Origin of the sequence: Natrinema limicola JCM 13563 (assembly GCF_000337475.1) — an archaeon.
GTDB classification, from domain to species: domain Archaea; phylum Halobacteriota; class Halobacteria; order Halobacteriales; family Natrialbaceae; genus Natrinema; species Natrinema limicola.
The window spans coordinates 1-23236 of the sequence record NZ_AOIT01000039.1; the positions used below are offsets into that span (position 1 = coordinate 1).

The following is a 23236-nucleotide window of genomic DNA, read 5'->3' on the forward strand; positions in this document are numbered from 1 at the left end:
CCCGCCTCGAGCCCCTCGCGGTTGTTTCGGGCCGCGTTCAGCGTCGCCGTCGCTTTCCCCTCGCCGATACCGTCGAATTCCTGCAGTCGCTCTAAGGCCGCGTCTTCCTCCATTGCGAGCAGCTCGTCGATGAAGGCCATGAAGTGGTCGTGGATACGAGTCCCCCAGCCACCCTCGATCTGGAGGGTACGGCGCTCGGTCGGTGTTTTTCGCCCGAGGCCAGCGACGGTCTCGGTCTCGATCAGTTCGTCGTACTCGAGGCCGATGCCCCGGACGTAGTCGACGATCTCGCGGCGGTGTTCCCGCTCTAGGTGCAACACGTTCTCGTCGCGGACGTGGACGTGATAGCCACGCCCGCCCGAGAAGACGATCTCGAGGTTCTCGAAGGCGAAGTCGTCCTCGAGGAACTCGAGGAGACGACCGAGGGCGTCCTTACATTTCGCGAGCATCTCGGCGTAGCTGTCCTCGCCGAGCGTGACCGACGGCAGGTGATCGGCGTCCAAGTCGAAGACAAGGTCCGCAGATTGCCAATCTTTTTCGTGCATCGAACTCGCGCCGGGATCGCGAAAGCGCCCCGCCGAGAAGTAGACGTGGCGTGGGCGCTTGCGCACGAGAAACTCCGAGAGATCGCCTAACTCGAGTAGCGAACGGTGACGGACCATCGTCGTATCCGGGCCGTCTGTCCAGGGGATGTAGCCCCACTCGCGTTCGTTGGCCGCGGGCGGCGGCGTGATCTCCGTCCGTCGATAGTGGTCACGAAATCGCCCGCGAAGATAGGCCCTCGTTCGCTCTTCCATACGCTTCGCCAACTCATCGTGGGTCCGGTATAACTGTATTGAACTGGCCGTGCGAGAAGAGTCGTCGCCGGCGAGGCTCAGCGCCGGATGAGATCAGAGATTCGATCGGCGATACCGACGTCAGAGCCGAGTTTCAGGTAGTAGGCGTCGCCGCCGTCCTCGTAGTAGTTGTCGATCCGGCGTTTGATCTCGAAGCCGAGGTGTTCGTAAAACTGCAACGCGTTCTCGTTGCTCGTTCGGGCGTGACACGTGATCGTCTCGTGGTCGTCCGCGACGTGAGCGATGAGCCGTTTCCCGATGCCTTCTCCGCGATGGTCCGGGGACACTGCCAGAAAGAGAATGTAGCCGTCACGTCGAACGGCGGCAAACCCGATGAGGTCCTCGTCCTGCATGTAACAATAGACTTTCGACCGGCGATACGCGTCAGTAAAGAAATCATACCGCTGCTTGAGCACGTCTTCCTGACGGTTGATCTCCTCCTTTAGCTGCCAGGCTTCGTCGACCAAATCGTCGCTCCCCGGGGCGACGACCCGACTGTCGATGTTGACGCTCACTATTATGCTCTACCAGCGTCGTCAATATAATTCCACCGGCAGTCGATGTGCGGGTCGTCAGACACGGCCGACAGAGCCAGCGATAGCCTGTCAGAGACGGTAGTTCACACGACACATACCCGAACGTTCACTGCTGACGATACGTCGAAACGACGAGCATAGAAGGTCGGCCGACAAAGCGAAAGTATGGGATTCGAACTGCGCGACCACACGGCCGACGTTGCGGTCTCGGCAACCGGCGACTCACTCGAGGCGACATTCGGCGCGGTGGCCGACGGCCTCGCGGCAGCCTCCTGTGACGAGATCCCGTCCGAAAGCGGTGAGCGCTTTTCGCTGTCCGTCACCGCCGAAGGCCGCGAGGCGCTGTTGTTCGACTATCTCGACGAACTGATCTACCTGCGCGACGTCCGGGCGGAACTCCCCGTCGACCACCGCGTCGACTCGATCGACGTCGAGTCAGCCGACGGCACCGAGGAGTGGTCTCTCGAGGCCAGTGCCCGTGGTGTCCCCCTCGCTGAGATCGATGCCCGCGAAGTGAAGGCCGTGACCTACTCCGAGATGTCCCTCGAGCGAACCGACGACGGCGGCTGGGAAGCATACGTCGTTTTCGACGTCTAAGCGACAGTCCCATCGAGCCGGCAGGGTCGTCTCGAGACGCCGACCCGGAACGCCGAACCGCAGGCCAGCACCCGATCAGCGACGCGAGAGACGAACATCTTTCTTGGCGGCGGTCGGACGTTCGCGTATGACCACCTTCGACGCAAACGGCATCACGCTCGAGCGGGTGCGCGAGTACGTCTGGGAGATCCCACAGGAAGGCGATATGCGCGTCCCTGCGCGGGTGCTTGCAAGCGAAGCGCTGCTCGAGGAGATCAAGGAGGACAAGACGCTCGAACAGATCAAAAACACGACCCACCTGCCCGGCATCACCAACCACGCGATCTGTATGCCCGACGGGCATCAGGGGTATGGCTTCCCAGTCGGTGGGGTCGGTGCCCTCGATGCCGAAAACGGCTGTATTTCGCCGGGGGCGGTCGGCTATGACATTAATTGTGGGGTTAGGATGATGAAAACAAATCTGGCCTACGACGACCTTCGTGGTCACGAGGAGGAACTCGTCGACTCGCTGTTTGCCAACATTCCGTCGGGACTCGGCGGCGGCGGGGTTGTCGAGGCCGGCGTCGACACCGTCGACGAGATCCTCGCCCGCGGCGTCGACTGGGCGCTCGAGAACGGCTACGCGGTCAAAGACGACCTGCTCCACTGCGAGGACGAGGGGATGCGCGAGGGCGCAGCCCCCGAGAAGATCAGCCAGAAAGCCAAAGACCGCGGGAAGAACCAGATCGGCTCGCTGGGGTCGGGGAATCACTTCCTCGAGGTCCAGCGCGTGACCGACGTCTTCGACGATGAGGTCGGCGAGGCGTTCGGACTCGAGGAAGACCAGATCGTCGTCCTCATCCACTGTGGCTCACGCGGGCTGGGCCATCAGACCTGTAACGACTATCTGCGGAAAATCGAACAACAACACCAGGGGTTGTTGAATCAGCTGCCGGACAAGGAACTCGCAGCCGCGCCCGCGGGTTCACAGCTGGCTGAGGACTACTACGGCGCGATGAACGCGGCGATCAACTTCGCGTGGGTCAACCGTCAGTTGATCATGCACCGCACGCGAACGGTCTTCGAGCGCGTCTTCGACCGCTCGTGGGAGGCGATGGAAATGGACTTGCTGTACGACGTAGCGCACAACATCGCCAAAAAGGAGACACATACCGTCGGCGACGGTGAGGAGCGCGAACTCTACGTTCACCGCAAGGGCGCGACGCGAGCGTTCCCCGCCGGCCATCCCGACGTGCCGAAAGCCTACCGGGACGTCGGTCAGCCGATTATCATCCCCGGAAGCATGGGTGCGGGCAGCTACGTCCTTCGGGGTGGCGCAAACTCGATGGATCTCACCTTCGGGTCGACCGCCCACGGCGCGGGCCGGCTGATGAGCCGCACCCAGGCGAAAAACGAGTACTGGGGCGGCGACGTCCAGCAGGAACTCGAGGAACAGGAGCAGATCTACGTCAAGGCCCAGTCGGGCGCGACGGTCGCCGAGGAAGCGCCAGGCGTCTACAAAGACGTCGACGAAGTCGTCCGCGTCTCCGACGAACTGGGCATCGGGGACAAGGTCGCACGGACGTTCCCCGTCTGTAACATCAAAGGCTAAGCGTCGGCCAGCGCCTCGAGCAACATCGCTTCGAGCGGTTCCTTGGCCGCCTCGTTCTGGACGTTGAGCGCCGAGCAGTCGACGAGTTCCTCGACGAGGTCGACGCCGGCGGTCGTGTTCGTCGTGATTCCTGCCACGAGATCGGGCGAGTGCCCGAACGCCTCCTCGATCCCGACGACTGCGTAGGGGTCGGACGCACAGAGGACAGTGAACGCGACGTGATCCACGAGCATGTCAACGACGGCTTCCCCGTTGTATGGCTCGAGCGGGCTGGCCCCGACCTCGGCGACGATGACGTCTGCCTCCTGCAGCCGGTCGAAGACGGGCCGGACGGCCTCCCGGAAAGTGTCTTCGGGGACGACCGTCGTCGGCAGGCCCGCGTCGACGAAGTCGTAGATGGGGTCTGCGCCTGCCACCTCCATCGACAACACGTCGCCGTACGTACCCGCCCCTGTCAGTTTGCAGGCGGCGACGTCGTACCCGTTTTCGACGAGTACGCGGGTGATCACCCGGCCGGTCATGGTCTTGCCGGCCGACATACTCGTGCCGAGGACGAGGACGACCGGCACCTTGGAGGGCGTCGATGTCGCCGTCAAGCCGTACTCGCGCATTCGGGCGATGTCGTCGTCGACGACGACGTGACCTTCGTATTCGACTTCGACCGGCGTCTTACTGAACGGCGAGGCCGAGGTGACGCGACCGAGAACGCCGCCGCCGGTCAGGATATTCAACAGGCCATCGTCGCCGACGTCCCGCCAGCTACCGACCAGCTCGCGGGTCGCGCGACGGGTACCCAGCGCGCCGATGATCGTCTCGCCCTCCATCAGTTCAACGCGTCGGCCCTGTGGGTTCTCGACCCTGACGCCGGGGTTGGGACGTTTGGTCACGCGGGCGAAGACGTAATCTCCCGTCTCCCACTTCGACGTGGGTTGGGATTCGATGTCGTACGAACGGTGCTCGAGGTCAGCGATTCGCGTCACTGAAGTATGAACGTCTGCGTGCATGTGTGAGCTATCGGTCTGGGTCGGTTGGAAGCGGTTCGTCGTGCAAACAGGCGGCAAGCAGCGCGACCCGATCGACGAGTGCCTCGAGATCCACGTACTCGTAGGTCTGGTGGGCACCGTCGCCGACAGCGCCGAACCCGTCGATCGTGGGGGCGTGCTGGCTGGCGTCGTTCCCGTCGCTTGCGCCACCCGAGCGGGTGCCCTCGAGCGTGAGTCCGAGTCGGTCTCCGAGTGTCTGGACACGCTCCCAGAGCAGGCGATTGCCCGCCGTCGGCTCCATCGGTGGCCGTCCGAACCCGCCGTCGATCGTCAGTTCGGTGCCCGGCGTCGTGGCCTCGAGCGAGCGGATCTCCGCCGAGACGGCCTCGGCTGCGTCGTCGGTGGGTGCGCGAACGTCGACTTCGGCTCGCGCGTCCGGCGCGACGACGTTCGACCGCAGTCCCGCTTCCACCTGGCCGACGTTGACGGTGATCCCCGAGTCGATGTCGGTGAGTTCGTGGAGCCGATGGATGACGGTGCCGAGTTCCTCCGTCGCGCTGGCCCCCTCCTCGGGCTCGAGCCCGGCGTGGGCGGCCTTCCCCTCGATGGTGACTGTGAAATGGCCGACCGCTTTCCGTGCGGTCTTGATTTTGCCCTCGGGGCCGCTTGCCGGTTCGAGCACGAACACCCGGTTCGCCCGCTTTGCGAGGTCGATGATCCGGGACTTGGATTCGGGACTGCCGATCTCTTCATCGCTCGAGACGAGGACGTGAACCGGCAGCGACGGCTCGAGCGAGAGCTCGTCGAGCGCGCGGAGCGCGAAGACGGCCTGTGTCAGCCCGCCTTTCATGTCGAGCGATCCCGGGCCCTCGAGGATGTCGTCACGAATTTCGGGTGGGTCCTCCTCGACGGTGCCCAGCGGCCAGACGGTGTCCGCATGCCCGATCACGAGCTGGATCTCGTCGGCGTCGTCCGGGCTCGGCGTCCACGCCTCGAGCCGGCCGCCGGTCTCCTCACCCGGAACGCGCTCGGTTTCGAGGCCGACCTCGTGGAAGTCACCCGCCAGCCGATCGAAGAAGTCGTCGAACGTCTCTGGGTTCTCCGTGGGCGTCTCCAGCTCGACCAGCTCGAGGAGGTACTCTGCGAGCTCGTCGCGATGGGCGTGTGCCCACTCTTGAATCCGCGGTTCGGCGGCGGATTCCGGCTCTGGTTCCGGTTCGGAGGCAGTCATCGCTCGAAGCCCTCCGGAAACGGGAACGCCTGGCTCTCGTTGATCGCGGCAAACCGGTCGGGGTAGAGGTGAGCCAACACCGGCGCCTGCTCGAGCAGCGTCTCGGGCTCGATATCGTCACTACGGTAGGCGTCGGTATGGACGTGTTTGCCGACGACGGTGCCAGCGATGAGTTCGCCGTCAGCGAACTCGACGATGCGCTCGAGTTCGCACTCGAGGACGCCGTAGGCACCAGCCACGGCGGGCGCGTCGACGGCATCGGCGTCGACCGTGTCGATTTCCGTCAGCGAGGGTTTGTCGCCCTCGGCGGTCCGGGGTGCGGCGGCGAGACTGGCATCGAGGATGTCGTCGGGCCGGGGATAGCTGACGGTAAACGCTCCCGTGCGCTCGACGTTCCGGTACGTTTTGTGCTCGGGCGTACAGATGAACCCGAACTGGTCCGACCAGCCCAGCGGGATCGCCATGTGTTTCGGCGCTAAATCCTCCGAGCCGTCTTCGTCACGCGTCCCGACGATCACCAGCGGTGCCGCCGTATATAGCGTCTCGAAGAACGATTGGTCCGGCTGCAACGTGATGAGGTCGGGATCGTTCGAGAGAGTCATTCGGTTAGCCGTGGGTTACATAGACACCCACGGCCAATACTGGTTGTGTTAGTTATCCGAACGCTGGAATAACGTGGCCGTTTGAAGGTCGATCAGATCGGACACCGCCATCGCCGGCCGTGCATGAACGCGAGCGAGCGCCCAGCGGTCGATGTGCTGGACTATTTCAGTCGGAACGGGTTCTCGTCGTCACTGTCGTCTTCGTCACCGTCCCCAGTCGACTCTCCCTCGTAGGGTTTTCGCGCCGTGATCGTCACCGTTGCCTCGGGGTCGTCCTCGTCGGCCCACGGGCTGTCGTACGCCGAGAGCTCGAGATCAGTAACCTCCCAGCCCTCGGCTTCGATGAGCTCGACGAGCTGACGCTGGTCTGTGAGCATGTCCTCGTCCATACGTCGGCTTCGAGCGTGGGCGAGGTAGGTTTTCTGCCGGTTCGGCTCCGGGTCACCCGTCACGACAGTTCGTCGAGAGCGACGAGTTCCTCGACGAGCGTCCGATGGGCGCGACGAAGCCGCTCGGAAAGCGCCTGATGGGAGATGTCGAGTTCGTCCGAGAGTTCGTCCATGTCCATCTCGCGGGGAATCTCGTAATAGCCGTACTCGAGGGCTGCGATCAGCGATTCGTACTGGGCGTCGGTGAGCCCGAACCGGCCGTGGCGACGCTCCTCGAGTCGGTGGATACGCAAGATCTCGATGGAAAGTCCCTGCTCGGTCGCGAACTCGTAGGTACGCGAGGGTGCTGCCCGGTCGTCGAAAAGCATGCGGAACTGCCACCGCATCTTCTCGACGGTTGCGTCGAGCACCGTCGCGTGCGCGTCGGTCAACAGAGACACCGTGACAGCGACATCGTCGATCCACTCGATCCGGTACAGTGAGGTGTCGTCACGGGTGACGAGTCGGGTCGCGTCGTCGACGGTCGGATCGGCTGTCAGTGCGTCGTCGACGGCTGCAAGCGTCGATGAATCGATGGCAAACCAGACGTCATGACATGCCCCGGATCGGCGGCGACGACGCGTTCGACCGCCACGTCGACATCGGGTACCGCCTCGAGCGTGTCACGGAGTGCGACCTCGGCGGCAGGGACAGCGAGTTCCGCGATGGTACTCATGGTAGAGAGAACCATACGGATCGTCATGAGAGTGGGGTCGAGCACGCTATGCGACCGTCCGGCGCGGCACGCGCTGCCCTGAAACCGAAATCGGTTACGAGACCCCGAACATGCCGGCGCACTTAAGCAGATTCGGATGCAAACGAGTAGCATGCTCACCGACGAATTCGGGCGGGAGGTAACCGGCGTCCGTGTCTCCCTCACCGATCGGTGCAATTTCGACTGTGTCTACTGTCACAACGAAGGGCTGGGCGACACCCGTGGGCCGATGGAGCCGGCGGACAACGAGATGAGCACCGACGACGTCGTCCGCTTTCTCGAGGTCGTCGCCGAGTTCGACGTCGAGGCAGTCAAGTTCACCGGCGGCGAACCACTGCTTCGACAGGACATAGAGGAGATCATCGCACGCACGCCCGACGAGATGGAGGTCTCGCTGACCACGAACGGCTCCTTTCTCCCCGACCGCGCCGAGAGCCTCGCGGACGCCGGCTTAGAACGGGTCAACGTCTCTCAGGACGCGCTCGATCCGGCTGACTTCGCCGAGATCACGAAAAGCGGGGCCTACGAGAAGGTCATCGAAGGCGTCGAGGCAGCGCTTTCCGCAGGGCTGGACCCGGTCAAACTCAATATGGTCGTCTTCGAGCATACCGCGGGCTACGTGCCGGAGATGGTCGATCACGTCGCCGAAAACGACGGGCTCCAGTTACAGTTGATCGAATACATGCCCGAGCTGACCGGCAAGCCGGAGTGGAACATCGAGATCGAACGGGTCCACGGCTGGCTGGCCGAGCAGGCCGACGAGATCGAACACCGGGAGATGCACGACCGGAAACGCTACTGGGTGAGCAACGACGGCGGCGAGGGTCGAGGGATGGTCGAGATCGTCGACCCCGTCGAGAACCCGACGTTCTGTGCGAACTGCCATCGGGTTCGGGTCACCCACGAGGGCTACTTGAAGGGCTGTCTGAATCGCAACGACGACCTCAAACCGATGGGCGAGATGACCACCTCCGAGATCCGCGAGGCGTTCCGCGACGTCGTCGCCAACCGAGTCCCCTACTACGGCGAGTACATGATTCGAAACGACGAGGGAGAGTGGGAGCTAAACGAGAAGTATATCGAGGAGTACGCCGAGGCCTGACCGCGACCACCGATGGAGGCGTTTGGGCACTAGGATGGGGCCCGAGCGCGACAGATTCTGCAAGAGAGTTACACAATCGGCCACCGTCTTTCGTTGCCCTTAAGTATTCGACGGGGGTAGGAGCGAGTGCAATACGTGTAGGGGAGCGATCCCCGAGTCCGAGAGGGCGATGATAGACCGACCGTGTTGTGGTAGCCAAGCGGCCCAAGGCGCATGGTTGCTAACCATGTGGCGTCAAGCCTCCGGGGTTCGAATCCCCGCCACAACGTCGGAACCTTCGCTGGCGTTTTCCCGCCAGTCGATTTGCACCGCACGCAGACTAGAGACAGATACACGACATCATGAGCGCGGAAGAACCTCAAGAACAAGAAGACGACGAAGATCTCCGTTACTTCGTCCGCATCGGGCAAACCGACCTCGATGGGACGAAGTCCGTCGAGCGCTCGCTCTCGGAGATGAACGGGATCGGTCGACGGACCGCCCGGCTCATCGCTGAGGAAGCGGGCGTCGACCGAACGGCGACGTTCGGCCGACTCGACGACGACGTCATCGACGAGGTCGTCGAGGTCGTCGAGAACTACGCCAACGAAGTACCTGACTGGCTCAACAACCGCCAGTCGGACTTCTACACCGGCGAAACGACCCACGAGATCGGCAACGATCTTCAGTTGACTCGACAGCACGACATCAACCGGATGAAGATGATCGACTCCTACAAGGGCACTCGCCACAAGCGCGGCCAGAAGGTCCGCGGGCAGCGCACCAAGTCCACCGGTCGTACGGAGGGCACCATCGGAGTCAACGTCGAAGAGATCCGCGAAGAACAGGCCGAAGAAGGCGGCGAAGAGGGTGAGGGCGAATAATGCCACTCGGCACCGACACCAAGCAGTACGAGACGCCGAATCACCCCTACCAGGGTGAACGCATCGCCTCCGAACACTCCCTTGTCGACCGCTACGGCCTCAAGAACAAAGAAGAGCTCTGGCGTGCCCAGTCCGAGCTTCGCTCCTACCGGCGCGAGGCTCGTGACCTGCTCGGCCAGGCCCAAGGCGACGAAACCGTCATCCGCCGCTCCGAGGAGTTCCTCGGTCGGCTCAAGCGCGTTGGCATCCTCGACGAGACCGACGAACTCGGCGACGTCCTGTCGCTCGAGATCGAGGACGTCTTAGAGCGCCGACTGCAGACGGTCGTCTACCGATCCGGACTGGCGAACACGACCCAGCAGGCTCGGCAGTTCATCAGCCACGGTCACGTTGTGGTCGACGGCCAGCGCCACAGCGTCCCGTCCTACGTCGTCGACGTCGACGAGGAGGACCTGGTGGCCTTCGACGAGAACAGTCCGCTCGCGGACGAACTTCACCCCGAACGCGCGGAGGGTCAGTAAACCATGAGCCAGGACGACGACAAGTGGGGCATCGCCCACGTGCACGCATCGTTTAACAACACCGTCATGACCGTGACCGACCTCACGGGCGCGGAGACGATCGCCAAGTCCTCCGGTGGGACGGCGGTCAAACAGAACCGCGACGAGGCGTCGCCGTACGCGGCCATGCAGATGGCCGAGTCCATCGCCGAAGAGGTCAAAGCGGCCGGCATCACGGGCCTGCACGTTCGCGTGCGTGGCCCCGGCGGCAACCTCCAGAAGTCCCCCGGTCCCGGCGCGCAGGCGACGATCCGCGCGCTCGCGCGCTCGGGCATCGAAATCGGGCGTATCGAGGACGTCACGCCGATCCCACACGACGGATCGCGCGCACCCAAAGGCAAGGGCGGCTACTAGATCATGACAGAGGAGTACGACGTCGAGTTCGTCGAACGCGAGGATCGTGAGGCACGATTCCTCGTTCGGGGCGTGACGCCCGCGTTCGCAAACGGCATTCGTCGCGCAATGGTCGCCGACGTCCCCACGATGGCGATCGACACCGTCCGGTTCGTCGAGAACTCGTCGGTGATGTTCGACGAGCAACTCGCCTTACGGCTCGGGCTCGTCCCGCTGACGACGCCACCTGTCGGCGAGTTCACCGAGGACGATACCGTCACGCTCTCGATCGACGTCGAAGGGCCGGCCACCGCCTACTCCGGCGATCTCGTCTCGAGCGACGAGCTCGTCCAGCCCGCGGATGAGAACATCCCGATCATCGAACTCAAAGACGACCAGCGCCTCGAGGCCGAGGCCGACGCCGTCTTAGACCGCGGGAAAGACCACGCCAAACACCAGGGCGGGGTCGCGGTCGGCTACCGACACCTCCAGCGCGTGGAGGTCGACGGTGATCTCCCCGAGTTCGAAGAACAGGAAAGCCGGATCATCCGCGGTGTGATCGAAGACGACGGCGAACTCGTTCCCACGAGCGAGTTCGATCACGACCTCTCGAACCGCTACCCGGACAAGCAGGTCCGGGTCGAGGACGTGCCCAACGCCTTCGTCTTCCACGTGGAGACGGACGGCTCCTTTACCGTCGAAGAGCTGGTCACGCGAGCCGCAGAGACGATCGCGATGCGCGCGACCGAACTCGAAGACGCAGTACAGCTATAGATATGAACCGACGCCCCCGACCCGAACAGGACGCGCCGTTCGCCGACGCCGTGAGCGACGAGATCGGCGAGCGCTCGTCCACTGGAATCGAAAGGGGTTTGAAGGGGCGACGGATACGTGGAAGTGCGAGCAGGGATAGCCAAGTCAGGCCAACGGCGCAGCGTTCAGGGCGCTGTCTCGTAGGAGTCCGCAGGTTCAAATCCTGCTCCCTGCATCACTTCTCACGAATCGATTCCACCGTCGACGAGACACAAGCGTGTGTCGTCGACGTGCCAACAGTTGCAGTATTTGGAGGAAACCAATGAGTAGCAAGACTAATCCGAGGCTCACCGATCTCATCGCCGAGCTGAAGTCGACGTCCCGCGAAGCGGACGCCGACGTCTGGCGAGACGTTGCGGATCGACTCGAGAAGCCCCGGCGCACCCACGCTGAGGTGAACCTGGGCCGCATCGAGCGGTACGCACGCGAAGAAGAGACTGTCGTCGTTCCCGGCAAGGTGCTGGGTTCCGGCGCACTACAGAAAAACGTCACCGTCGCCGCCGTCAACTTCTCTTCGTCCGCAGAGACGAAGATCGAACAGGTCGGCGAACCGGTACCGCTCGAGCAAGCGCTCGAAGAGAACCCAGAAGGCTCCGACGTCCGGGTGATTCGATGAGTCTCGCAGAGTTCGACGCCGATACCGTCGTCGACGCCAGTGACTGCATCCTCGGTCGCGTCGCCAGCGAAGTCGCCCAGCGCGCGCTGGACGGCGAACGCGTCGCGATCGTCAACGCCGAGGACGCTGTCATCACCGGCGACAAAGAAGACATCTTCGAGACGTACCGCACGCGACTACAGCTTGGCTCCGACAGCGGGCCGTACTACCCGCGGCGACCGGACACGATCTTCAAGCGGTCCGTCCGCGGCATGCTGCCGTACAAGAAACCGCGCGGCCGCGAAGCGCTCGACAGCGTCCGCGTCTACGTCGGCAACCCCTACGAGACCGACGACGAGCGCGACTCGGAAGTGCTCGAGGGAACGTCGCTGGATCGCCTGTCGAACATCCGCTTCGTCCACCTACACGAAGTGTCCGAACAGTTAGGTGCTAACGTCACATGGTAACCAACACGAGTGGCAAGAAAAAGACGGCCGTCGCGCGAGCGACGGTCCACGAGGGCGAGGGTCGCGTTCGAATCAACTCCCAGCCCGTCGAACTGGTCGAACCCGAGATGTCCCGGCTCAAGATGCTCGAGCCGTTCCGCATCGTCGGCGAGGACCTGCGTAGTGAGATGGACATCGACGTCCGCGTCGAGGGAGGCGGCATCAGCGGGCAGGCAGACGCCGTCCGCACCGCCATCGCACGCGGCATCGTCCAGCACACCAACGACGCCGAACTCCGCGACGCGTTCATGGAGTTCGACCGGTCGCTGCTGGTCAACGACGTTCGCCAGTCCGAACCCAAGAAATGGGGCGGCCCGGGCGCTCGGGCGCGCTACCAGAAGTCCTACCGCTAAGGTGATCAACGCATGATGGTACCGGTCCGGTGTTTCACCTGTGGTAACGTCGTCGGCGAACACTGGGAGGAGTTCGACGAACGAGCCAACGAGGGCGACGAGGACCCCGAAAAGGTCCTCGACGAGCTCGGCGTCGACCGCTACTGCTGTCGGCGGATGCTCGTCAGTCACAAAGACCTGGTCGACATCGTCTCCCCGTACCAGTAACAATGCAACAACAACAGCACAACCGCTACGAGAAAGCACGCATCCTCGGCGCGCGAGCGCTGCAGGTCTCCTATGGCGCGCCGGTGTTGATCGAAACCGAGCAGACGGAACCGATCCTCATCGCTGCCGAGGAGTACGACGCTGGCGTGTTGCCGTTTACCGTCAAGCGGGGGTACGATCGTAAATGACACTCATCACAGATATCCGACTGCGACGCATCCTCGACTCGCGAGGCAACCCGACGGTCGAAGCCGATGTCGTGACCGAAAGCGGCGGCTTCGGCCGCGCTGCAGCACCGAGCGGTGCCAGCACTGGCGAGTACGAAGCCGTCGAGCGGCCGCCGTCCGAGGCGATCGCTGCGGCTCGAGAACACGCCGTGCCGCGGCTCGTCGGCGAGGTTTACGCGGGCAACCAGCGTGACGTCGACGCCGCACTGCACGCTGCCGACGGTACCGACGACTTTTCGGAGATCGGTGCCAACAGCGCGGTCGCCATCTCGATGGCCGCCGCGAAGGCCGGTGCCGACGTGCTCGGTGCCCCGCTGTTCCAGCATCTCGGTGGGACGTTCCGCGGCAACAACTTCCCGATTCCGCTCGGTAACGTCGTTGGCGGTGGCGAACACGCTGCCGACGCAACCGACATTCAGGAGTTCTTGGCGGCACCCGTCGGCGCACCGAGCGTCGAAGACGCCGTCTTTGCCAACGCGGCCGTCCACGCTGCCGTCTCTGACCTGCTGTCCGAGCGCGGCGTCCCCTGTGGAAAGGGCGACGAGGGTGCGTGGGCACCGTCGATCGACGACGGTGACGCGTTCGAAATCGTCGACGAGGCGGTTTCGATGGTCGAAGACGAGGTCGGCTTCGAGATCAAATTCGGTCTCGACGTCGCCGGTGCGGAGCTGTACGACGCCGATTCCGGTACCTACGAGTACAGCGACGGGAGCCGCGACACCGACGAGCAGATCGCATACATCGCCGAGTTAGTCGAGGAGTACGACCTCGTCTACGTCGAGGACCCGCTCGACGAGGACGATTACGACGCCTTCGCAGACCTCACCGACGAAGTCGGCGATCAGACGCTGATCTGCGGTGACGACCTGTTCGTCACGAACACCGACCGTCTCGTCGAGGGCATCGATCGCGACGCGGCCAACAGCATCCTGATCAAGCCAAACCAGATCGGAACGCTGACGGACGCCTTCGACGCGATCGAACTTGCAACCGAGAACGGCTACGACTCGGTCGTCTCTCACCGGTCGGGCGAGACCGAAGACGCGACGATCGCACACCTCGCCGTCGCGACCGACGCCCCCTACATCAAGACGGGTGCCGTCGGCGGCGAGCGAACTGCAAAGCTAAACGAGCTCATTCGAATCGCAGACGACGCGACATGACAGACAACGACGCAACCCAAGAAGGGCTCGACGCCGCCGAGGAGGAAATCGACGAGGAGCCAGCCGAAGGGGCTGGCCCCGCCGCCGAGGAGGACGTCGAGTCTGCAGCCGAACAGCCCGCCGACGCCGAGGGAGCCCCCGCGGCCGAGGCCGAAGAAGCCGACGACGCCGCCGAGGAAGAAGACGCCGGTCCGACCCTCGACGACGACGTCATGTCCGACGAGGAAGCGGACCTGCTGATCCCCGTCGAGGACTACCTCGGCGCTGGCGTCCACATCGGGACCCAGCAGAAGACCGCCGACATGGAGCGGTTCATCCACCGTGTCCGGACTGACGGTCTCTACGTGCTGGACGTCTCGAAGACCGACGGCCGGATCCGCACGGCCGCAGATTTCCTCGCCAACTACGACCCCGAACAGATCCTGGTCACGTCCTCGCGCCAGTACGGTCGCTTCCCGGCCGAGAAGTTCGCCGAGGCCGTCGGCGCTCGCGCCCGCACCGGTCGCTTCATCCCGGGTACGCTGACCAACCCGAAATACGACGGCTACATCGAGCCGGACGTGCTCGTCGTCACAGACCCGATCGGCGACGCCCAGGCCGTCAAAGAGGCTATCACGGTCGGCATCCCGGTCATCGCGATGTGTGACTCGAACAACCAGGTCAGTAACGTCGACCTCGTCGTCCCGACGAACAACAAGGGTCGCAAGGCCCTCTCGGTCGTCTACTGGCTGCTCGCAAACGAGGTCCTCGACCGCCGCGGTGCCGAGCCGTCCTACTCGCTCGAGGACTTCGAGAGCACGGTCTAAGGCGTTCGATATCGGCGCTGTTCGTTTTCTCGCCGCTGTGCAGTCCTTTGGAAGCGACAGCGATCGCGCTCCGATCGGACAACGGACCCCGATAAAGCGACCTGTTTTGCTGACACACGCGCCGTCAACTGCCACACACCCACAAGGTTTACTACAGCATGGCCGAATCAACGCCAGTATGGTCAGTTCACCGTCTCGAACGCAAGCGGACGCGACCCGCCGATGGGATCGCGTGTTCGCCGTCCTTTCCGCTGAACCGCGGCGGCGGATCGTCGACGAACTCATCGACGTTCCTGCAGGCGAATCGATCCCACTCCCGGAAGCGGTGGCGGACAGGAGCGCTTCGAGTGCGGCCGACCGAGTGCGGCTCCAATTGTGCCACCACCATCTCCCACTGCTGGAAGCGGAGGGTGTCGTCCACTGGGAATCCGATCCGTTACGCGCGTATCGTGGCCCCGATTTCGAGGAGGTGAGTGTCGTTCTCGAAAGCCTCCATGCAAACGCCACGGAAATTCCTGACCGACTGGTCATCGGCTGTGACTCGCTCGAGCCGGAGCGAGCGGGCGACCATTCAGGTCCCGGCGGCAACGAGTGAGCCAGACCCGAAATCGACGGTGAACGATAGTAGCCACTGACAGTCACTACACACCTGATCGCACGACAGCTGTGCGATCAGTGTGTGAATCGTTTCAGTTGTTCCTATAGCGGTTTCTCACGACGAGTTGTCCTCGAGCAGCCGCGCGACCAGCTCGGCGGCGTCGACAGCCGTCGCGCCGAAGACGTAGGTCGCGGGTTCAATCCCGAACGCGCCGCGGTGGTAGGCGACGCGGGGGACCGTCCCGCGGTCCTCGAACCGCTGTCTGAGATGTTCGCTGCGATCCTCGTAGTCCGCGTCGAACTCGAGTGGCTCGATTCCCAGTTCTGTGGCGGCCGCGAGCAGATCGTCGTCAGTGGCGACGTTGGTTGCGCCGCGGATGCTCGAGTCGACCGTGTTGGCGGCGATGATCGCCGTCGCAACGTGTTTCGAGGCCCCGAACTCGGGGTTGGCCGGGATCTCGATTCGACCGCCCATGGCATAGATTCGGCCCGGAATCGCGGCGACGTCTGTCTCGTCGCTGGGATCAGGGAGACTCATGCCGACGTTCGTGCCGACGTTCGGAATCGAGTCGGCCATGCTGGGAATCGAAGCGAGTGTCCGCGCGGCAGTGCGGACGTTCGAGAGCACGTCGCGTTCGGCACGCACGTCGGGATCGAGCCCCCGAACGCAGAGATCACAGCCTAGTCCCTGTAACTCCGGCATCGCTTCCTCGTGGAGTTCACAGATCGGGCCGCGATCCTCGAGGGTGCGGATCAACGCGAGGAGTTCGGCGAGCGCGTCGTAGCCGTCCAGTTCGCCGCTTGCGATGCCATCGGCGATCCGGTCGACAGTTGTGACGGTTTCGGGGTCGTCACGAAAACGGTCATCGCCGCCACCCTCGCCGCCGACGTACTTGCTGACTGCGGCCTGGGTCACGCCGAGTTCGGCGGCGATTTCCTTCTGGGTCAGCCCACGGTCGGCGAGTCGAGTGGCCAACATTGCCCGCACGGTCGGCAGGAATCGATCGACGACGAGTTCGCTCGGCAAGACGAGTGTCATACGACCGTCGTGCGGGCCCAGCGTTATAACTCCGCCTGCGTTCCGTCGGTACCGCGACGACTGCGAGCACCAAGACAAAGATAGGTATTAACCGTCGTCGTGCGAACGGCCGGGCATGACACTCTCGAGCGCTCCCGGCAAGGTATATTTGTTCGGGGAGCACGCGGTCGTCTACGGCGAGCCCGCCGTCCCGTGTGCGATCGAGCGGCGAGCGCGGGTGGAAGTACAGCGACGCGACGACGAAAAGCTCCGCGTTCACGCCGAAGACCTCAGTCTAAATGGCTTTACCGTCGAGTACGACGGCACGCCGGGGAACGGCCCGGACGTCGACGTCTCGGAGTCGCTGATCAGCGCTGCGATGGGCTACGTCGATGAGGCAATCGCGCAGGTTCGCGACGTGACCGGCGAGGACGATGTCGGCTTCGACGTGACGATCGAAAGCGACATTCCGCTGGGCGCGGGCCTTGGCTCCTCGGCAGCGGTCGTCGTCGCAGCCATCGACGCTGCCGCACGCGAACTCGGTGTCACGCTCGAGCCCGACGACCTCGCCGAGCGGGCCTACCAGACCGAATACCAGGTACAGGACGGACAGGCCTCCCGGGCAGACACCTTCTGTTCGGCGACCGGCGGCGCGGTCCGCGTCGAGGGCGACGACTGTCGGTCGCTCGAGGCCCCCGATCTGCCGATCGTGATCGGGTTCGACGGCGGCGCGGGCGATACCGGCCAGCTGGTCGCGGGCGTGCGCGACCTGCGCGAAGAGTACGACTTTGCGGCAGACACGGTCGAAGCGATCGGCGACATCGTTCGCAACGGCGAACAGGCGCTGGCCGACGGCGACATCGCGGAACTCGGCCGGCTCATGGACTTCAATCACGGCCTGTTGTCGGCGCTTGGCGTCTCTTCGCGGTCGCTGGATACGATGGTCTGGGCGGCCCGCGACGCGGGCGCACACGGCGCAAAGCTCACTGGTGCCGGCGGCGGTGGCTGTATCGTCGCGCTGGACCCGACGCCCGAAACCGAGACGGCACTCTCCTTTACGCCGGGCTGTGAGGACACCTTCCGCGCCGAACTCGCCGAGGACGGGGTGAAGCGACTCGAATGATCGTCCTGAAACTCGGCGGCAGCGTCATCACCGAGAAGGACCGCCCGGAAACGCTCGACGGCGACGCACTCGAGCGGGCTGCCGACGCGATCGCAGCGGCACTCGAGGCGGGACTCGAGGATCTCGTCATCGTCCACGGCGGCGGGAGTTTCGGCCACCACAACGCCAGCGAACACGGCGTCAGCACGACCGCGGGAACCCACGACGCGGACGCAGCGCTTGCCATCCACGGCGCGATGAAGACGTTAAATCAGTTCGTCCTGCGTCGACTGCTCGAGCGCGACGTGCAGGCAGTGCCGGTCCATCCGTTTTCAGCGGCCCACCGTGATCGTGATGGGACGCTCGAGCTCCCGACCGGACAGGTCGAAACGATGCTCGACGAGGGATTCGTCCCCGTCCTCCACGGTGACGTGATCGCCCACGCGGGCTCGGGTGCGACGATCGTCAGCGGCGACGAACTCGTGGCCGAACTCGCTGCGGATCTCGACGCCGATCGAATCGGGCTCTGTTCGACGGTTCCCGGCGTGTTAGACGACGCAGACGCCGTTATCGACCGGATCGACGACTTCGACGCCGTCGCCGACGTTCTCGGGGCTAGCGAGGCTACCGACGTGACCGGCGGCATGGCCGGCAAAGTTCGGACGTTGCTGGCACTCGAGGCAGAAGCGTCGATCTTCGGACTCGAGGCGCTGGCTGCGTTCCTTGCGGGCGAGAATCCAGGGACGACGATCGACTGACAACAGCAGCGGAGCCGAGATGACTGTTTTCAGCGGGTCCAGAAGCCACCAGTAAACAGCACGAGCACGGGGATGATCTCGAGGCGACCGATCCACATGAGAAAGACCATCAGGAGCTTCGAGCTATCGGGGAACGCGAGGTAGCTCCCGAAGGGGCCGACCGAGCCGAACCCAGGACCGATGTTGCCGATCGTCGCGAGGCTGGCGCTGAACGCCTCGAGCGGCGTCAGCGTGTAGCCGATGCGACTCGCATCGAGCGCGATGAACAGCGTCGCGATGGCGAAGATGAGGAGATACATGAACGTGAAGCCGAGCACGCCGCGGATCGCGTCTTCGTCGACGACGTTGCCGCCGAGGCGGATCGGCCGGACGACTTCGGGGTGGGAGGCCGTGAACAGTTCCCGTCGAAGGACCTTGAAAATGATCACCCAGCGAACCACCTTGACGCCACCGCCGGTCGAGCCAGCGGAGCCGCCGACGAGCATGGCAAAGAGCAGGACGATCTTCCCCGTCGAGGTCCACTCGACGAAGTCGCTGGTCGCGTAGCCGGTCGAGGTCAACAGCGACGCGATCTGGAAGGCACTCTGTCGCAGCGAGTTCTCGAGAACACCCTCAGTGACGCCGCCCAGTCCCGAAAGTGCCGGCGCGGTACCCGTATAGAGCATCCCGGCGAGGAGAACGCTCAGCCCGGCGATCGCGGCAATGTAGGCGCGAAACTCGGAGTTGCGAACGAAGCGGTGGCCCTCGCCGCTGAAGACGTGCCAGAACAGGGCGAAGTTCGTCCCGGCGATGATCATGAAGGGGATCGCCGTCCACTGGACGATTGCCGAAAAGGCCGCGACGCTGTCAGCCTCTGGCGAGAACCCACCGGTCGGAAGCGTCGTGAACCCGTGGGCGATGGCGTTGTATAGCCCCATATTAGGAGCCATCCCCGCGAGATGAAAGCCATAGAGCAACGCGATGTAGACCGCGGTGAAGGCGAAGTAGACGAGCCAGAGGATCCGCGCCGTCTCGGCGATCCGCGGCGTCAGTTTCTGTAGCTCCGGACCCGGCGCTTCCGACTCGATGAGTTGGGCACCGCTGACGGCAACCTCCGGCAAGATCGCGACCATCAACACGATGATCCCCATCCCGCCGAGCCACTGGGTGAGCTGTCGCCACATCATCACGGCGTGGGAGTGTTGTTCCAGCGAAATCTCCCCGAGGACGGTGGCCCCGGTCGTCGTGAAGCCGGACATCGACTCGAACAGCGCGTTGACGGGATCAGCGAGCGTCGATTCGGTTCCCCAGCCCGCAAGCACGTACGGAACCGCGCCGACGGCGGCGACGGCGAGCCACGAGATCGCGACGAACAGCATCGCTTCACGGATCTGCAGGTCCGGCTCGAGGTCGAGTTGCTCGAGGCCGTGGCCAACGGCGATCGTCAGTGCGATCGTCGCGACGAACGGGAACACCGGGTCACCGTAAATGAGTGCCACGACGATCGGGATCACTAACGGAACGGAGAGATACTTGAGGACGGTCCCGACGAGCGCGAAGCTGGCGCGCCACTCAGTTCGGAGCCGCATAGAACACCCCACTCACGGAGTCACGTCTGGACACGGTTGTAACGGCATTTCGCTAAGGCCGTAATGAATCCATCGTGACCGACGCGCTGCCCGGCATCGTCGCTCCGGCAGCCGCTCGCTCCGTACGGCGGAGTGTGTTGTGTCCGATCACCACCGCGAGCGCCGGTCCTGGACTCGTACAACCGACTGAGACGGGAACAGGTACTTTATACGAATCGTGTGTAGTGTGACCTATGGACGCACGATTGCCAAGTGTTCGCCACCCACACTCGTTTTACGACGTGTTCGGCGTCGTCGCTGCGGCAGTGGCGATCATGGCTCTCGTCCTCATGATTCGACATGGATCGATCGTCCGGATCGAGATGGTCGCATTCATGGCGATCGTCTTTCTGTGGGCCGGGTGGGCGATCGAGCGAATTCTGACCGAATCAGAGGAACAGTCGAAGCGACGGCAACGACCGCCCTGGGATCAGTAACGGTGCTGGCTGCCCGCCGACCGAACGCAGTCGACTGTCGCTCGAGGTCGTGGGATAGACGGTTGGGAAGCGGTATATTTTCATCGGAGACGAAAGAAACCCGACGTAATGTACATCATCGTCGTCGGCGCGGGTGATATCGGGATCCCGCTGATCGATATCGCGACCCAATCGGGAAACGAGGTCGTCGTCATCGAGAAAGACCCCGAACGCGCGGATCGGGCCGCCGGTGAGTACGACTGCCTGATCTTAAACGACGACGCGACGGCGCATGAAGCGCTCATCGACGCCGGGATCGGGAAGGCCGACGCCCTGATCAGCACGACCGACCGGGACGCGACCAACATCATGGTCTGTCTGCTCGCACAGGAACACAACGTTCCCGCGATCGTGTCGGTCGTCCACGATCCCGATCACATGAACGTGTTCCGCCAGATCGGCGTCAACACGATGGAGAACCCCCAGGAACTCATCGCCGAGTATCTCTACCGGTCGGTCGCGCGCCCGGCGATCGTCGACTACATGCGAATCGGCGAGGAGGCGGAGGTGTTCGAGATCCGTGTCAGCGAAAACGCGCCGATCGTCGGGAAGACGATCCTCGAGGCCGCGAACGAGGGAATCATTCCCGACGACGTTCTGATCGTCGCCATCGAACGCGAAGGACAGGAGTCGCCGCTTACGCCACAGGGAAGTACGACTATCCAGACCGGCGATCTGCTGACCGTCTACTCGGGCTTCGGTGCCGACCCCGAACTCACGAACGTGTTCGGCCACTACGAGGACCGGGTAAAATGATGACCGACCCAGACGGCGATGGACTCACAGCGATCGACGGGGGTTGTGAGCGCAGACTCGAGCACGTCACGGTTTCGACGTGTATATCAACCGCGGCGGGGCAGTGAGCGATACATGAACGGGGCGGCGGCAACGATCGGTCGAGACCTCGGGCGGATCTTTCAGGCGTTGGCCGGCCTCCTGTTCGTCTCGTTGCTTGTCCCGCTGGTCTGGGGCGAGTACTGGGCGATGCCGGCATTGTTCATCTCTGGACTCGTGCCGTTCGTCATCGGCTATGCTCTGACAGCGCGGTTTCAGGGAGCCACCCAGCCGAGCAAGTTACACGGGATGATTATCGCCGCGACAGGCTGGTTCTGCGTCGCGCTTTTCGGCTCGCTGCCGTTTCTGTTCATCGCGTGGACGCTCGAGGTCGGCCTCCCGTTTGTAGAGACGCCATCCCAGACGGCGACGCTCGCAGCGTTTACTGACCCGCTCAACGCCGTCTTCGAGAGCATGAGCGGCTTTACTGGCACCGGGCTGACGATGACCGACAACGAGGAGGTCTTGCCGCGAACGCTGCAGTGGTGGCGGTCGTTCATCGAGTGGGTCGGCGGTGTCGGCGTGATCGTCCTCACGACAGCGATCCTCTCACGGCCCGGCAGTGGCTCGTTGACGCTCTACGAAAGCGAAGCCCGCTCCGAGCGGATTCATCCGAGTATCGTCTCGACGGTGCAGACGATCTGGTGGATCTTCCTGCTCTTTACGTTCGTCTCGATCCTGCTGCTGTGGGTCGTCGGCATGCCGCTCTGGGGGGCAATCAACCACGCCATGACCGGGCTTTCGACCGGCGGATTCTCGATCACCGACAACTCGATTGCCACCTACGATAGCGCCGCTATCGACTTTGCACTCATACCGATCATGCTGCTTGGCAGTATCGCGTTCCCGGTTCACTATCTCATCCTGCAGGGAGATCTCCGAAACTTCTATACAGATCTCCAGACCCGATGGGTGTTCATCTACATGAGCGCCGGGACGGTCGTGCTCACTGCGCTGGTGTACGCCACCGACACGTACGACACCCTGTTTACCGCGTTTCGCTACAGTTCCTTCCAGTTCGTCTCGGCGGCGACCTGTGCTGGCTTTCAGACCGCAGTCGACACGACCAACGTGGCGCTTGGCCGGTGGCCGGCACAGGCCCAGCTCATCGTGGCCTTTGGGATGATCGTCGGTGGCGCAGCCGGGTCGACAGCCGGCGGGATCAAGCTGATTCGGTCGATCACGCTTCTCAAGGGGATCCGCTTTCGAGTCGCGGAGGTCTTCTATCCCGAAACCGCCGTTCGCCGGCTGAAAATCAACGGTCGCCGCCTTGACGAACGGGAGGTCCGCCAAGAGTTCGAAGAAGCGGCCATCATCAGCTTCCTCTGGTTCGTCTTCCTTGCGGCCGGTACCTTCGGCCTCCTTGTTATTCTTCCACAGGGCGAGTATACCCTCGAGAACGTCATCTTCGAGGTCGCCAGCGCCCAGGGCAACGTCGGGCTCTCTGCGGGTATCACCGGCCCAGAATCGCTGCCGACACTTGGGAAAGTCATGTTCCTGTTCAACATGTGGATCGGTCGCCTCGAGATCATTCCCGTGCTCGTCACGCTACGGACGATCCTCGACCGTGGAGGCCTGTACCGATGAAGATCGGTGATCTCCCGTACGTCGGCGATCCGCTCGAGGAGGGTGCCGAAGATCGGGTCTTCGATTCGCTCTTGTTGCTTGGCCCGGTCATCGTCGCGCTCATCGCCGTCCTCGGACGGTCGGCACTGACGACCGGTATCGCGATCGCGTATCTCTCGAGTTTCGTCGGCTACGTTCTCTATCGGGGCGTTCTCGAGGGCGCATGACGCC

At 63.5% G+C, this 23236-nt stretch carries 31 protein-coding genes and 2 tRNA genes; 23 read left to right on the forward strand and 10 right to left on the reverse strand.

What is annotated here, in order from left to right; genetic code table 11:
• Both C476_RS11080 and C476_RS11085 read right to left on the reverse strand, forming a co-directional pair.
• The coding region (locus C476_RS11080) for a DNA primase small subunit PriS (RefSeq protein WP_008012883.1) at positions 1-797 on the reverse strand (797 nt) is incomplete at its 3' end.
• A gap of 77 nt (positions 798-874) precedes the next feature.
• The gene (locus C476_RS11085; protein ID WP_008012884.1) at positions 875-1351 is read right to left on the reverse strand and encodes a GNAT family N-acetyltransferase; all 477 of its coding nucleotides are present in this window, start codon (positions 1349-1351) and stop codon (positions 875-877) included.
• A gap of 186 nt (positions 1352-1537) precedes the next feature.
• Here C476_RS11085 and C476_RS11090 point away from each other — a divergent pair, with 186 nt between their 5' ends.
• Positions 1538-1969 (forward strand): archease, encoded by a 432-nt coding sequence (locus C476_RS11090; protein ID WP_008012886.1) that lies wholly within the window; start codon positions 1538-1540, stop codon positions 1967-1969.
• A gap of 127 nt (positions 1970-2096) precedes the next feature.
• Complete coding sequence (locus C476_RS11095) at positions 2097-3560, forward strand: RtcB family protein (protein ID WP_008012888.1); 1464 nt, start codon at positions 2097-2099, stop codon at positions 3558-3560.
• Here the strand turns inward: C476_RS11095 and C476_RS11100 are convergent.
• The 6 genes from C476_RS11100 to C476_RS19760 form a co-directional block, all read right to left on the reverse strand.
• A complete protein-coding gene (locus C476_RS11100; RefSeq protein ID WP_241430487.1) occupies positions 3557-4540 on the reverse strand; it encodes a hypothetical protein in 984 nt (327 codons plus the stop codon). The two genes, C476_RS11095 and C476_RS11100, sit on opposite strands and share 4 nt — an antisense overlap.
• 31 nt (positions 4541-4571) lie before the next feature.
• Complete coding sequence (locus C476_RS11105; protein WP_008012891.1) at positions 4572-5774, reverse strand: M20 family metallopeptidase; 1203 nt, start codon at positions 5772-5774, stop codon at positions 4572-4574.
• The gene (locus C476_RS11110; RefSeq protein ID WP_008012894.1) at positions 5771-6376 is read right to left on the reverse strand and encodes a flavin reductase; all 606 of its coding nucleotides are present in this window, start codon (positions 6374-6376) and stop codon (positions 5771-5773) included. Before C476_RS11110 ends, C476_RS11105 begins: the two co-directional genes overlap by 4 nt.
• Before the next feature lie 161 nt (positions 6377-6537).
• Positions 6538-6765 (reverse strand): hypothetical protein, encoded by a 228-nt coding sequence (locus C476_RS11115; RefSeq protein WP_008012896.1) that lies wholly within the window; start codon positions 6763-6765, stop codon positions 6538-6540.
• Positions 6766-6824: 59 nt separating this feature from the next.
• Complete coding sequence (locus C476_RS11120) at positions 6825-7340, reverse strand: helix-turn-helix domain-containing protein (RefSeq protein ID WP_309545800.1); 516 nt, start codon at positions 7338-7340, stop codon at positions 6825-6827.
• A complete protein-coding gene (locus tag C476_RS19760; RefSeq protein ID WP_008012902.1) occupies positions 7301-7480 on the reverse strand; it encodes a hypothetical protein in 180 nt (59 codons plus the stop codon). The genes C476_RS11120 and C476_RS19760 overlap by 40 nt, the downstream gene beginning before the upstream one ends.
• 151 nt (positions 7481-7631) lie before the next feature.
• Here C476_RS19760 and moaA point away from each other — a divergent pair, with 151 nt between their 5' ends.
• The 15 genes from moaA (at position 7632) to C476_RS11195 (ending at position 15642) form a co-directional block, all read left to right on the forward strand.
• Entirely contained in the window at positions 7632-8621 is a 990-nt protein-coding gene (gene moaA / locus C476_RS11125; RefSeq protein WP_008012904.1) for a GTP 3',8-cyclase MoaA, read from the forward strand.
• Positions 8622-8806: 185 nt separating this feature from the next.
• Positions 8807-8889 (forward strand) — tRNA-Ser (locus tag C476_RS11130).
• A 73-nt stretch (positions 8890-8962) separates the two neighbouring features.
• Entirely contained in the window at positions 8963-9484 is a 522-nt protein-coding gene (locus C476_RS11135; RefSeq protein ID WP_008012905.1) for a 30S ribosomal protein S13, read from the forward strand.
• Entirely contained in the window at positions 9484-10005 is a 522-nt protein-coding gene (locus tag C476_RS11140) for a 30S ribosomal protein S4 (protein ID WP_008012907.1), read from the forward strand. The genes C476_RS11135 and C476_RS11140 overlap by 1 nt, the downstream gene beginning before the upstream one ends.
• A gap of 3 nt (positions 10006-10008) precedes the next feature.
• The gene (locus C476_RS11145) at positions 10009-10398 is read left to right on the forward strand and encodes a 30S ribosomal protein S11 (protein ID WP_008012909.1); all 390 of its coding nucleotides are present in this window, start codon (positions 10009-10011) and stop codon (positions 10396-10398) included.
• A gap of 3 nt (positions 10399-10401) precedes the next feature.
• Positions 10402-11151: a DNA-directed RNA polymerase subunit D gene (locus C476_RS11150; RefSeq protein WP_008012911.1), complete on the forward strand. Its 750-nt coding sequence runs from the start codon at positions 10402-10404 to the stop codon at positions 11149-11151.
• Positions 11152-11280: 129 nt separating this feature from the next.
• Positions 11281-11365: transfer RNA gene (locus C476_RS11155), tRNA-Leu, on the forward strand.
• Positions 11366-11452: 87 nt separating this feature from the next.
• Positions 11453-11806, forward strand: a complete 354-nt coding sequence (locus C476_RS11160) for a 50S ribosomal protein L18e (protein ID WP_008012913.1) — start codon at positions 11453-11455, stop codon at positions 11804-11806.
• Positions 11803-12252 carry a 50S ribosomal protein L13 gene (locus C476_RS11165; RefSeq protein WP_008012915.1) on the forward strand — a complete coding sequence of 150 codons (450 nt, stop codon included), beginning with the start codon at positions 11803-11805 and terminating at the stop codon, positions 12250-12252. The genes C476_RS11160 and C476_RS11165 overlap by 4 nt, the downstream gene beginning before the upstream one ends.
• Complete coding sequence (locus tag C476_RS11170) at positions 12246-12644, forward strand: 30S ribosomal protein S9 (RefSeq protein ID WP_008012916.1); 399 nt, start codon at positions 12246-12248, stop codon at positions 12642-12644. Before C476_RS11165 ends, C476_RS11170 begins: the two co-directional genes overlap by 7 nt.
• A 12-nt stretch (positions 12645-12656) precedes the next feature.
• Entirely contained in the window at positions 12657-12851 is a 195-nt protein-coding gene (locus C476_RS11175; protein ID WP_008012920.1) for a DNA-directed RNA polymerase subunit N, read from the forward strand.
• A 2-nt stretch (positions 12852-12853) separates the two neighbouring features.
• Complete coding sequence (locus C476_RS11180) at positions 12854-13039, forward strand: DNA-directed RNA polymerase subunit K (protein ID WP_008012923.1); 186 nt, start codon at positions 12854-12856, stop codon at positions 13037-13039.
• On the forward strand, positions 13036-14241 hold the full coding sequence (gene eno / locus C476_RS11185; protein WP_008012924.1) for a phosphopyruvate hydratase: 1206 nt from the start codon (positions 13036-13038) through the stop codon (positions 14239-14241). Before C476_RS11180 ends, eno begins: the two co-directional genes overlap by 4 nt.
• A complete protein-coding gene (rpsB, locus tag C476_RS11190; RefSeq protein WP_008012926.1) occupies positions 14238-15047 on the forward strand; it encodes a 30S ribosomal protein S2 in 810 nt (269 codons plus the stop codon). Before eno ends, rpsB begins: the two co-directional genes overlap by 4 nt.
• Before the next feature lie 178 nt (positions 15048-15225).
• On the forward strand, positions 15226-15642 hold the full coding sequence (locus C476_RS11195; protein ID WP_008012929.1) for a hypothetical protein: 417 nt from the start codon (positions 15226-15228) through the stop codon (positions 15640-15642).
• 117 nt (positions 15643-15759) lie between these two features.
• Here the strand turns inward: C476_RS11195 and C476_RS11200 are convergent, their stop codons facing one another.
• Positions 15760-16683 carry a thiamine-phosphate synthase family protein gene (locus tag C476_RS11200; RefSeq protein WP_008012930.1) on the reverse strand — a complete coding sequence of 308 codons (924 nt, stop codon included), beginning with the start codon at positions 16681-16683 and terminating at the stop codon, positions 15760-15762.
• 115 nt (positions 16684-16798) lie between these two features.
• Here C476_RS11200 and mvk point away from each other — a divergent pair, with 115 nt between their 5' ends.
• Together mvk and C476_RS11210 are read left to right on the forward strand one after the other, a co-directional pair.
• On the forward strand, positions 16799-17785 hold the full coding sequence (gene mvk / locus C476_RS11205) for a mevalonate kinase (RefSeq protein ID WP_008012932.1): 987 nt from the start codon (positions 16799-16801) through the stop codon (positions 17783-17785).
• Positions 17782-18522 (forward strand): isopentenyl phosphate kinase, encoded by a 741-nt coding sequence (locus C476_RS11210; protein WP_008012934.1) that lies wholly within the window; start codon positions 17782-17784, stop codon positions 18520-18522. Before mvk ends, C476_RS11210 begins: the two co-directional genes overlap by 4 nt.
• 29 nt (positions 18523-18551) lie before the next feature.
• Here C476_RS11210 and C476_RS11215 read toward each other — a convergent pair whose 3' ends face one another.
• Complete coding sequence (locus tag C476_RS11215; RefSeq protein ID WP_008012936.1) at positions 18552-20090, reverse strand: TrkH family potassium uptake protein; 1539 nt, start codon at positions 20088-20090, stop codon at positions 18552-18554.
• Positions 20091-20323: 233 nt separating this feature from the next.
• Here C476_RS11215 and C476_RS11220 point away from each other — a divergent pair, with 233 nt between their 5' ends.
• From C476_RS11220 to C476_RS11235, 4 genes are all read left to right on the forward strand, one after another.
• Positions 20324-20566 carry a hypothetical protein gene (locus C476_RS11220; RefSeq protein ID WP_008012939.1) on the forward strand — a complete coding sequence of 81 codons (243 nt, stop codon included), beginning with the start codon at positions 20324-20326 and terminating at the stop codon, positions 20564-20566.
• 108 nt (positions 20567-20674) lie between these two features.
• The gene (locus C476_RS11225) at positions 20675-21361 is read left to right on the forward strand and encodes a potassium channel family protein (RefSeq protein WP_008012940.1); all 687 of its coding nucleotides are present in this window, start codon (positions 20675-20677) and stop codon (positions 21359-21361) included.
• Positions 21362-21475: 114 nt separating this feature from the next.
• The gene (locus C476_RS11230; RefSeq protein WP_008012942.1) at positions 21476-23026 is read left to right on the forward strand and encodes a TrkH family potassium uptake protein; all 1551 of its coding nucleotides are present in this window, start codon (positions 21476-21478) and stop codon (positions 23024-23026) included.
• The gene (locus C476_RS11235; protein WP_008012944.1) at positions 23023-23232 is read left to right on the forward strand and encodes a hypothetical protein; all 210 of its coding nucleotides are present in this window, start codon (positions 23023-23025) and stop codon (positions 23230-23232) included. Before C476_RS11230 ends, C476_RS11235 begins: the two co-directional genes overlap by 4 nt.
• The last annotated feature ends 4 nt before the right edge of the window (positions 23233-23236 follow it).

What these genes read in the sequence shown, in the direction of transcription:
- C476_RS11090 (WP_008012886.1), top strand. Translation starts at nt 1,538, where the DNA reads ATGGGATTCGAACTGCGCGACCACACGGCCGACGTTGCGGTCTCGGCA.
- C476_RS11095 (WP_008012888.1), top strand. Translation starts at nt 2,097, where the DNA reads ATGACCACCTTCGACGCAAACGGCATCACGCTCGAGCGGGTGCGCGAG.
- C476_RS11105 (WP_008012891.1), bottom strand. Translation starts at nt 5,774, where the DNA reads ATGACTGCCTCCGAACCGGAACCAGAGCCGGAATCCGCCGCCGAACCG.
- C476_RS11110 (WP_008012894.1), bottom strand. Translation starts at nt 6,376, where the DNA reads ATGACTCTCTCGAACGATCCCGACCTCATCACGTTGCAGCCGGACCAA.
- C476_RS11115 (WP_008012896.1), bottom strand. Translation starts at nt 6,765, where the DNA reads ATGGACGAGGACATGCTCACAGACCAGCGTCAGCTCGTCGAGCTCATC.
- C476_RS19760 (WP_008012902.1), bottom strand. Translation starts at nt 7,480, where the DNA reads ATGAGTACCATCGCGGAACTCGCTGTCCCTGCCGCCGAGGTCGCACTC.
- moaA (WP_008012904.1), top strand. Translation starts at nt 7,632, where the DNA reads ATGCTCACCGACGAATTCGGGCGGGAGGTAACCGGCGTCCGTGTCTCC.
- C476_RS11135 (WP_008012905.1), top strand. Translation starts at nt 8,963, where the DNA reads ATGAGCGCGGAAGAACCTCAAGAACAAGAAGACGACGAAGATCTCCGT.
- C476_RS11140 (WP_008012907.1), top strand. Translation starts at nt 9,484, where the DNA reads ATGCCACTCGGCACCGACACCAAGCAGTACGAGACGCCGAATCACCCC.
- C476_RS11145 (WP_008012909.1), top strand. Translation starts at nt 10,009, where the DNA reads ATGAGCCAGGACGACGACAAGTGGGGCATCGCCCACGTGCACGCATCG.
- C476_RS11150 (WP_008012911.1), top strand. Translation starts at nt 10,402, where the DNA reads ATGACAGAGGAGTACGACGTCGAGTTCGTCGAACGCGAGGATCGTGAG.
- C476_RS11160 (WP_008012913.1), top strand. Translation starts at nt 11,453, where the DNA reads ATGAGTAGCAAGACTAATCCGAGGCTCACCGATCTCATCGCCGAGCTG.
- C476_RS11165 (WP_008012915.1), top strand. Translation starts at nt 11,803, where the DNA reads ATGAGTCTCGCAGAGTTCGACGCCGATACCGTCGTCGACGCCAGTGAC.
- C476_RS11170 (WP_008012916.1), top strand. Translation starts at nt 12,246, where the DNA reads ATGGTAACCAACACGAGTGGCAAGAAAAAGACGGCCGTCGCGCGAGCG.
- C476_RS11175 (WP_008012920.1), top strand. Translation starts at nt 12,657, where the DNA reads ATGATGGTACCGGTCCGGTGTTTCACCTGTGGTAACGTCGTCGGCGAA.
- C476_RS11180 (WP_008012923.1), top strand. Translation starts at nt 12,854, where the DNA reads ATGCAACAACAACAGCACAACCGCTACGAGAAAGCACGCATCCTCGGC.
- eno (WP_008012924.1), top strand. Translation starts at nt 13,036, where the DNA reads ATGACACTCATCACAGATATCCGACTGCGACGCATCCTCGACTCGCGA.
- rpsB (WP_008012926.1), top strand. Translation starts at nt 14,238, where the DNA reads ATGACAGACAACGACGCAACCCAAGAAGGGCTCGACGCCGCCGAGGAG.
- C476_RS11195 (WP_008012929.1), top strand. Translation starts at nt 15,226, where the DNA reads ATGGTCAGTTCACCGTCTCGAACGCAAGCGGACGCGACCCGCCGATGG.
- C476_RS11200 (WP_008012930.1), bottom strand. Translation starts at nt 16,683, where the DNA reads ATGACACTCGTCTTGCCGAGCGAACTCGTCGTCGATCGATTCCTGCCG.
- mvk (WP_008012932.1), top strand. Translation starts at nt 16,799, where the DNA reads ATGACACTCTCGAGCGCTCCCGGCAAGGTATATTTGTTCGGGGAGCAC.
- C476_RS11210 (WP_008012934.1), top strand. Translation starts at nt 17,782, where the DNA reads ATGATCGTCCTGAAACTCGGCGGCAGCGTCATCACCGAGAAGGACCGC.
- C476_RS11215 (WP_008012936.1), bottom strand. Translation starts at nt 20,090, where the DNA reads ATGCGGCTCCGAACTGAGTGGCGCGCCAGCTTCGCGCTCGTCGGGACC.
- C476_RS11220 (WP_008012939.1), top strand. Translation starts at nt 20,324, where the DNA reads ATGGACGCACGATTGCCAAGTGTTCGCCACCCACACTCGTTTTACGAC.
- C476_RS11225 (WP_008012940.1), top strand. Translation starts at nt 20,675, where the DNA reads ATGTACATCATCGTCGTCGGCGCGGGTGATATCGGGATCCCGCTGATC.
- C476_RS11230 (WP_008012942.1), top strand. Translation starts at nt 21,476, where the DNA reads ATGAACGGGGCGGCGGCAACGATCGGTCGAGACCTCGGGCGGATCTTT.
- C476_RS11235 (WP_008012944.1), top strand. Translation starts at nt 23,023, where the DNA reads ATGAAGATCGGTGATCTCCCGTACGTCGGCGATCCGCTCGAGGAGGGT.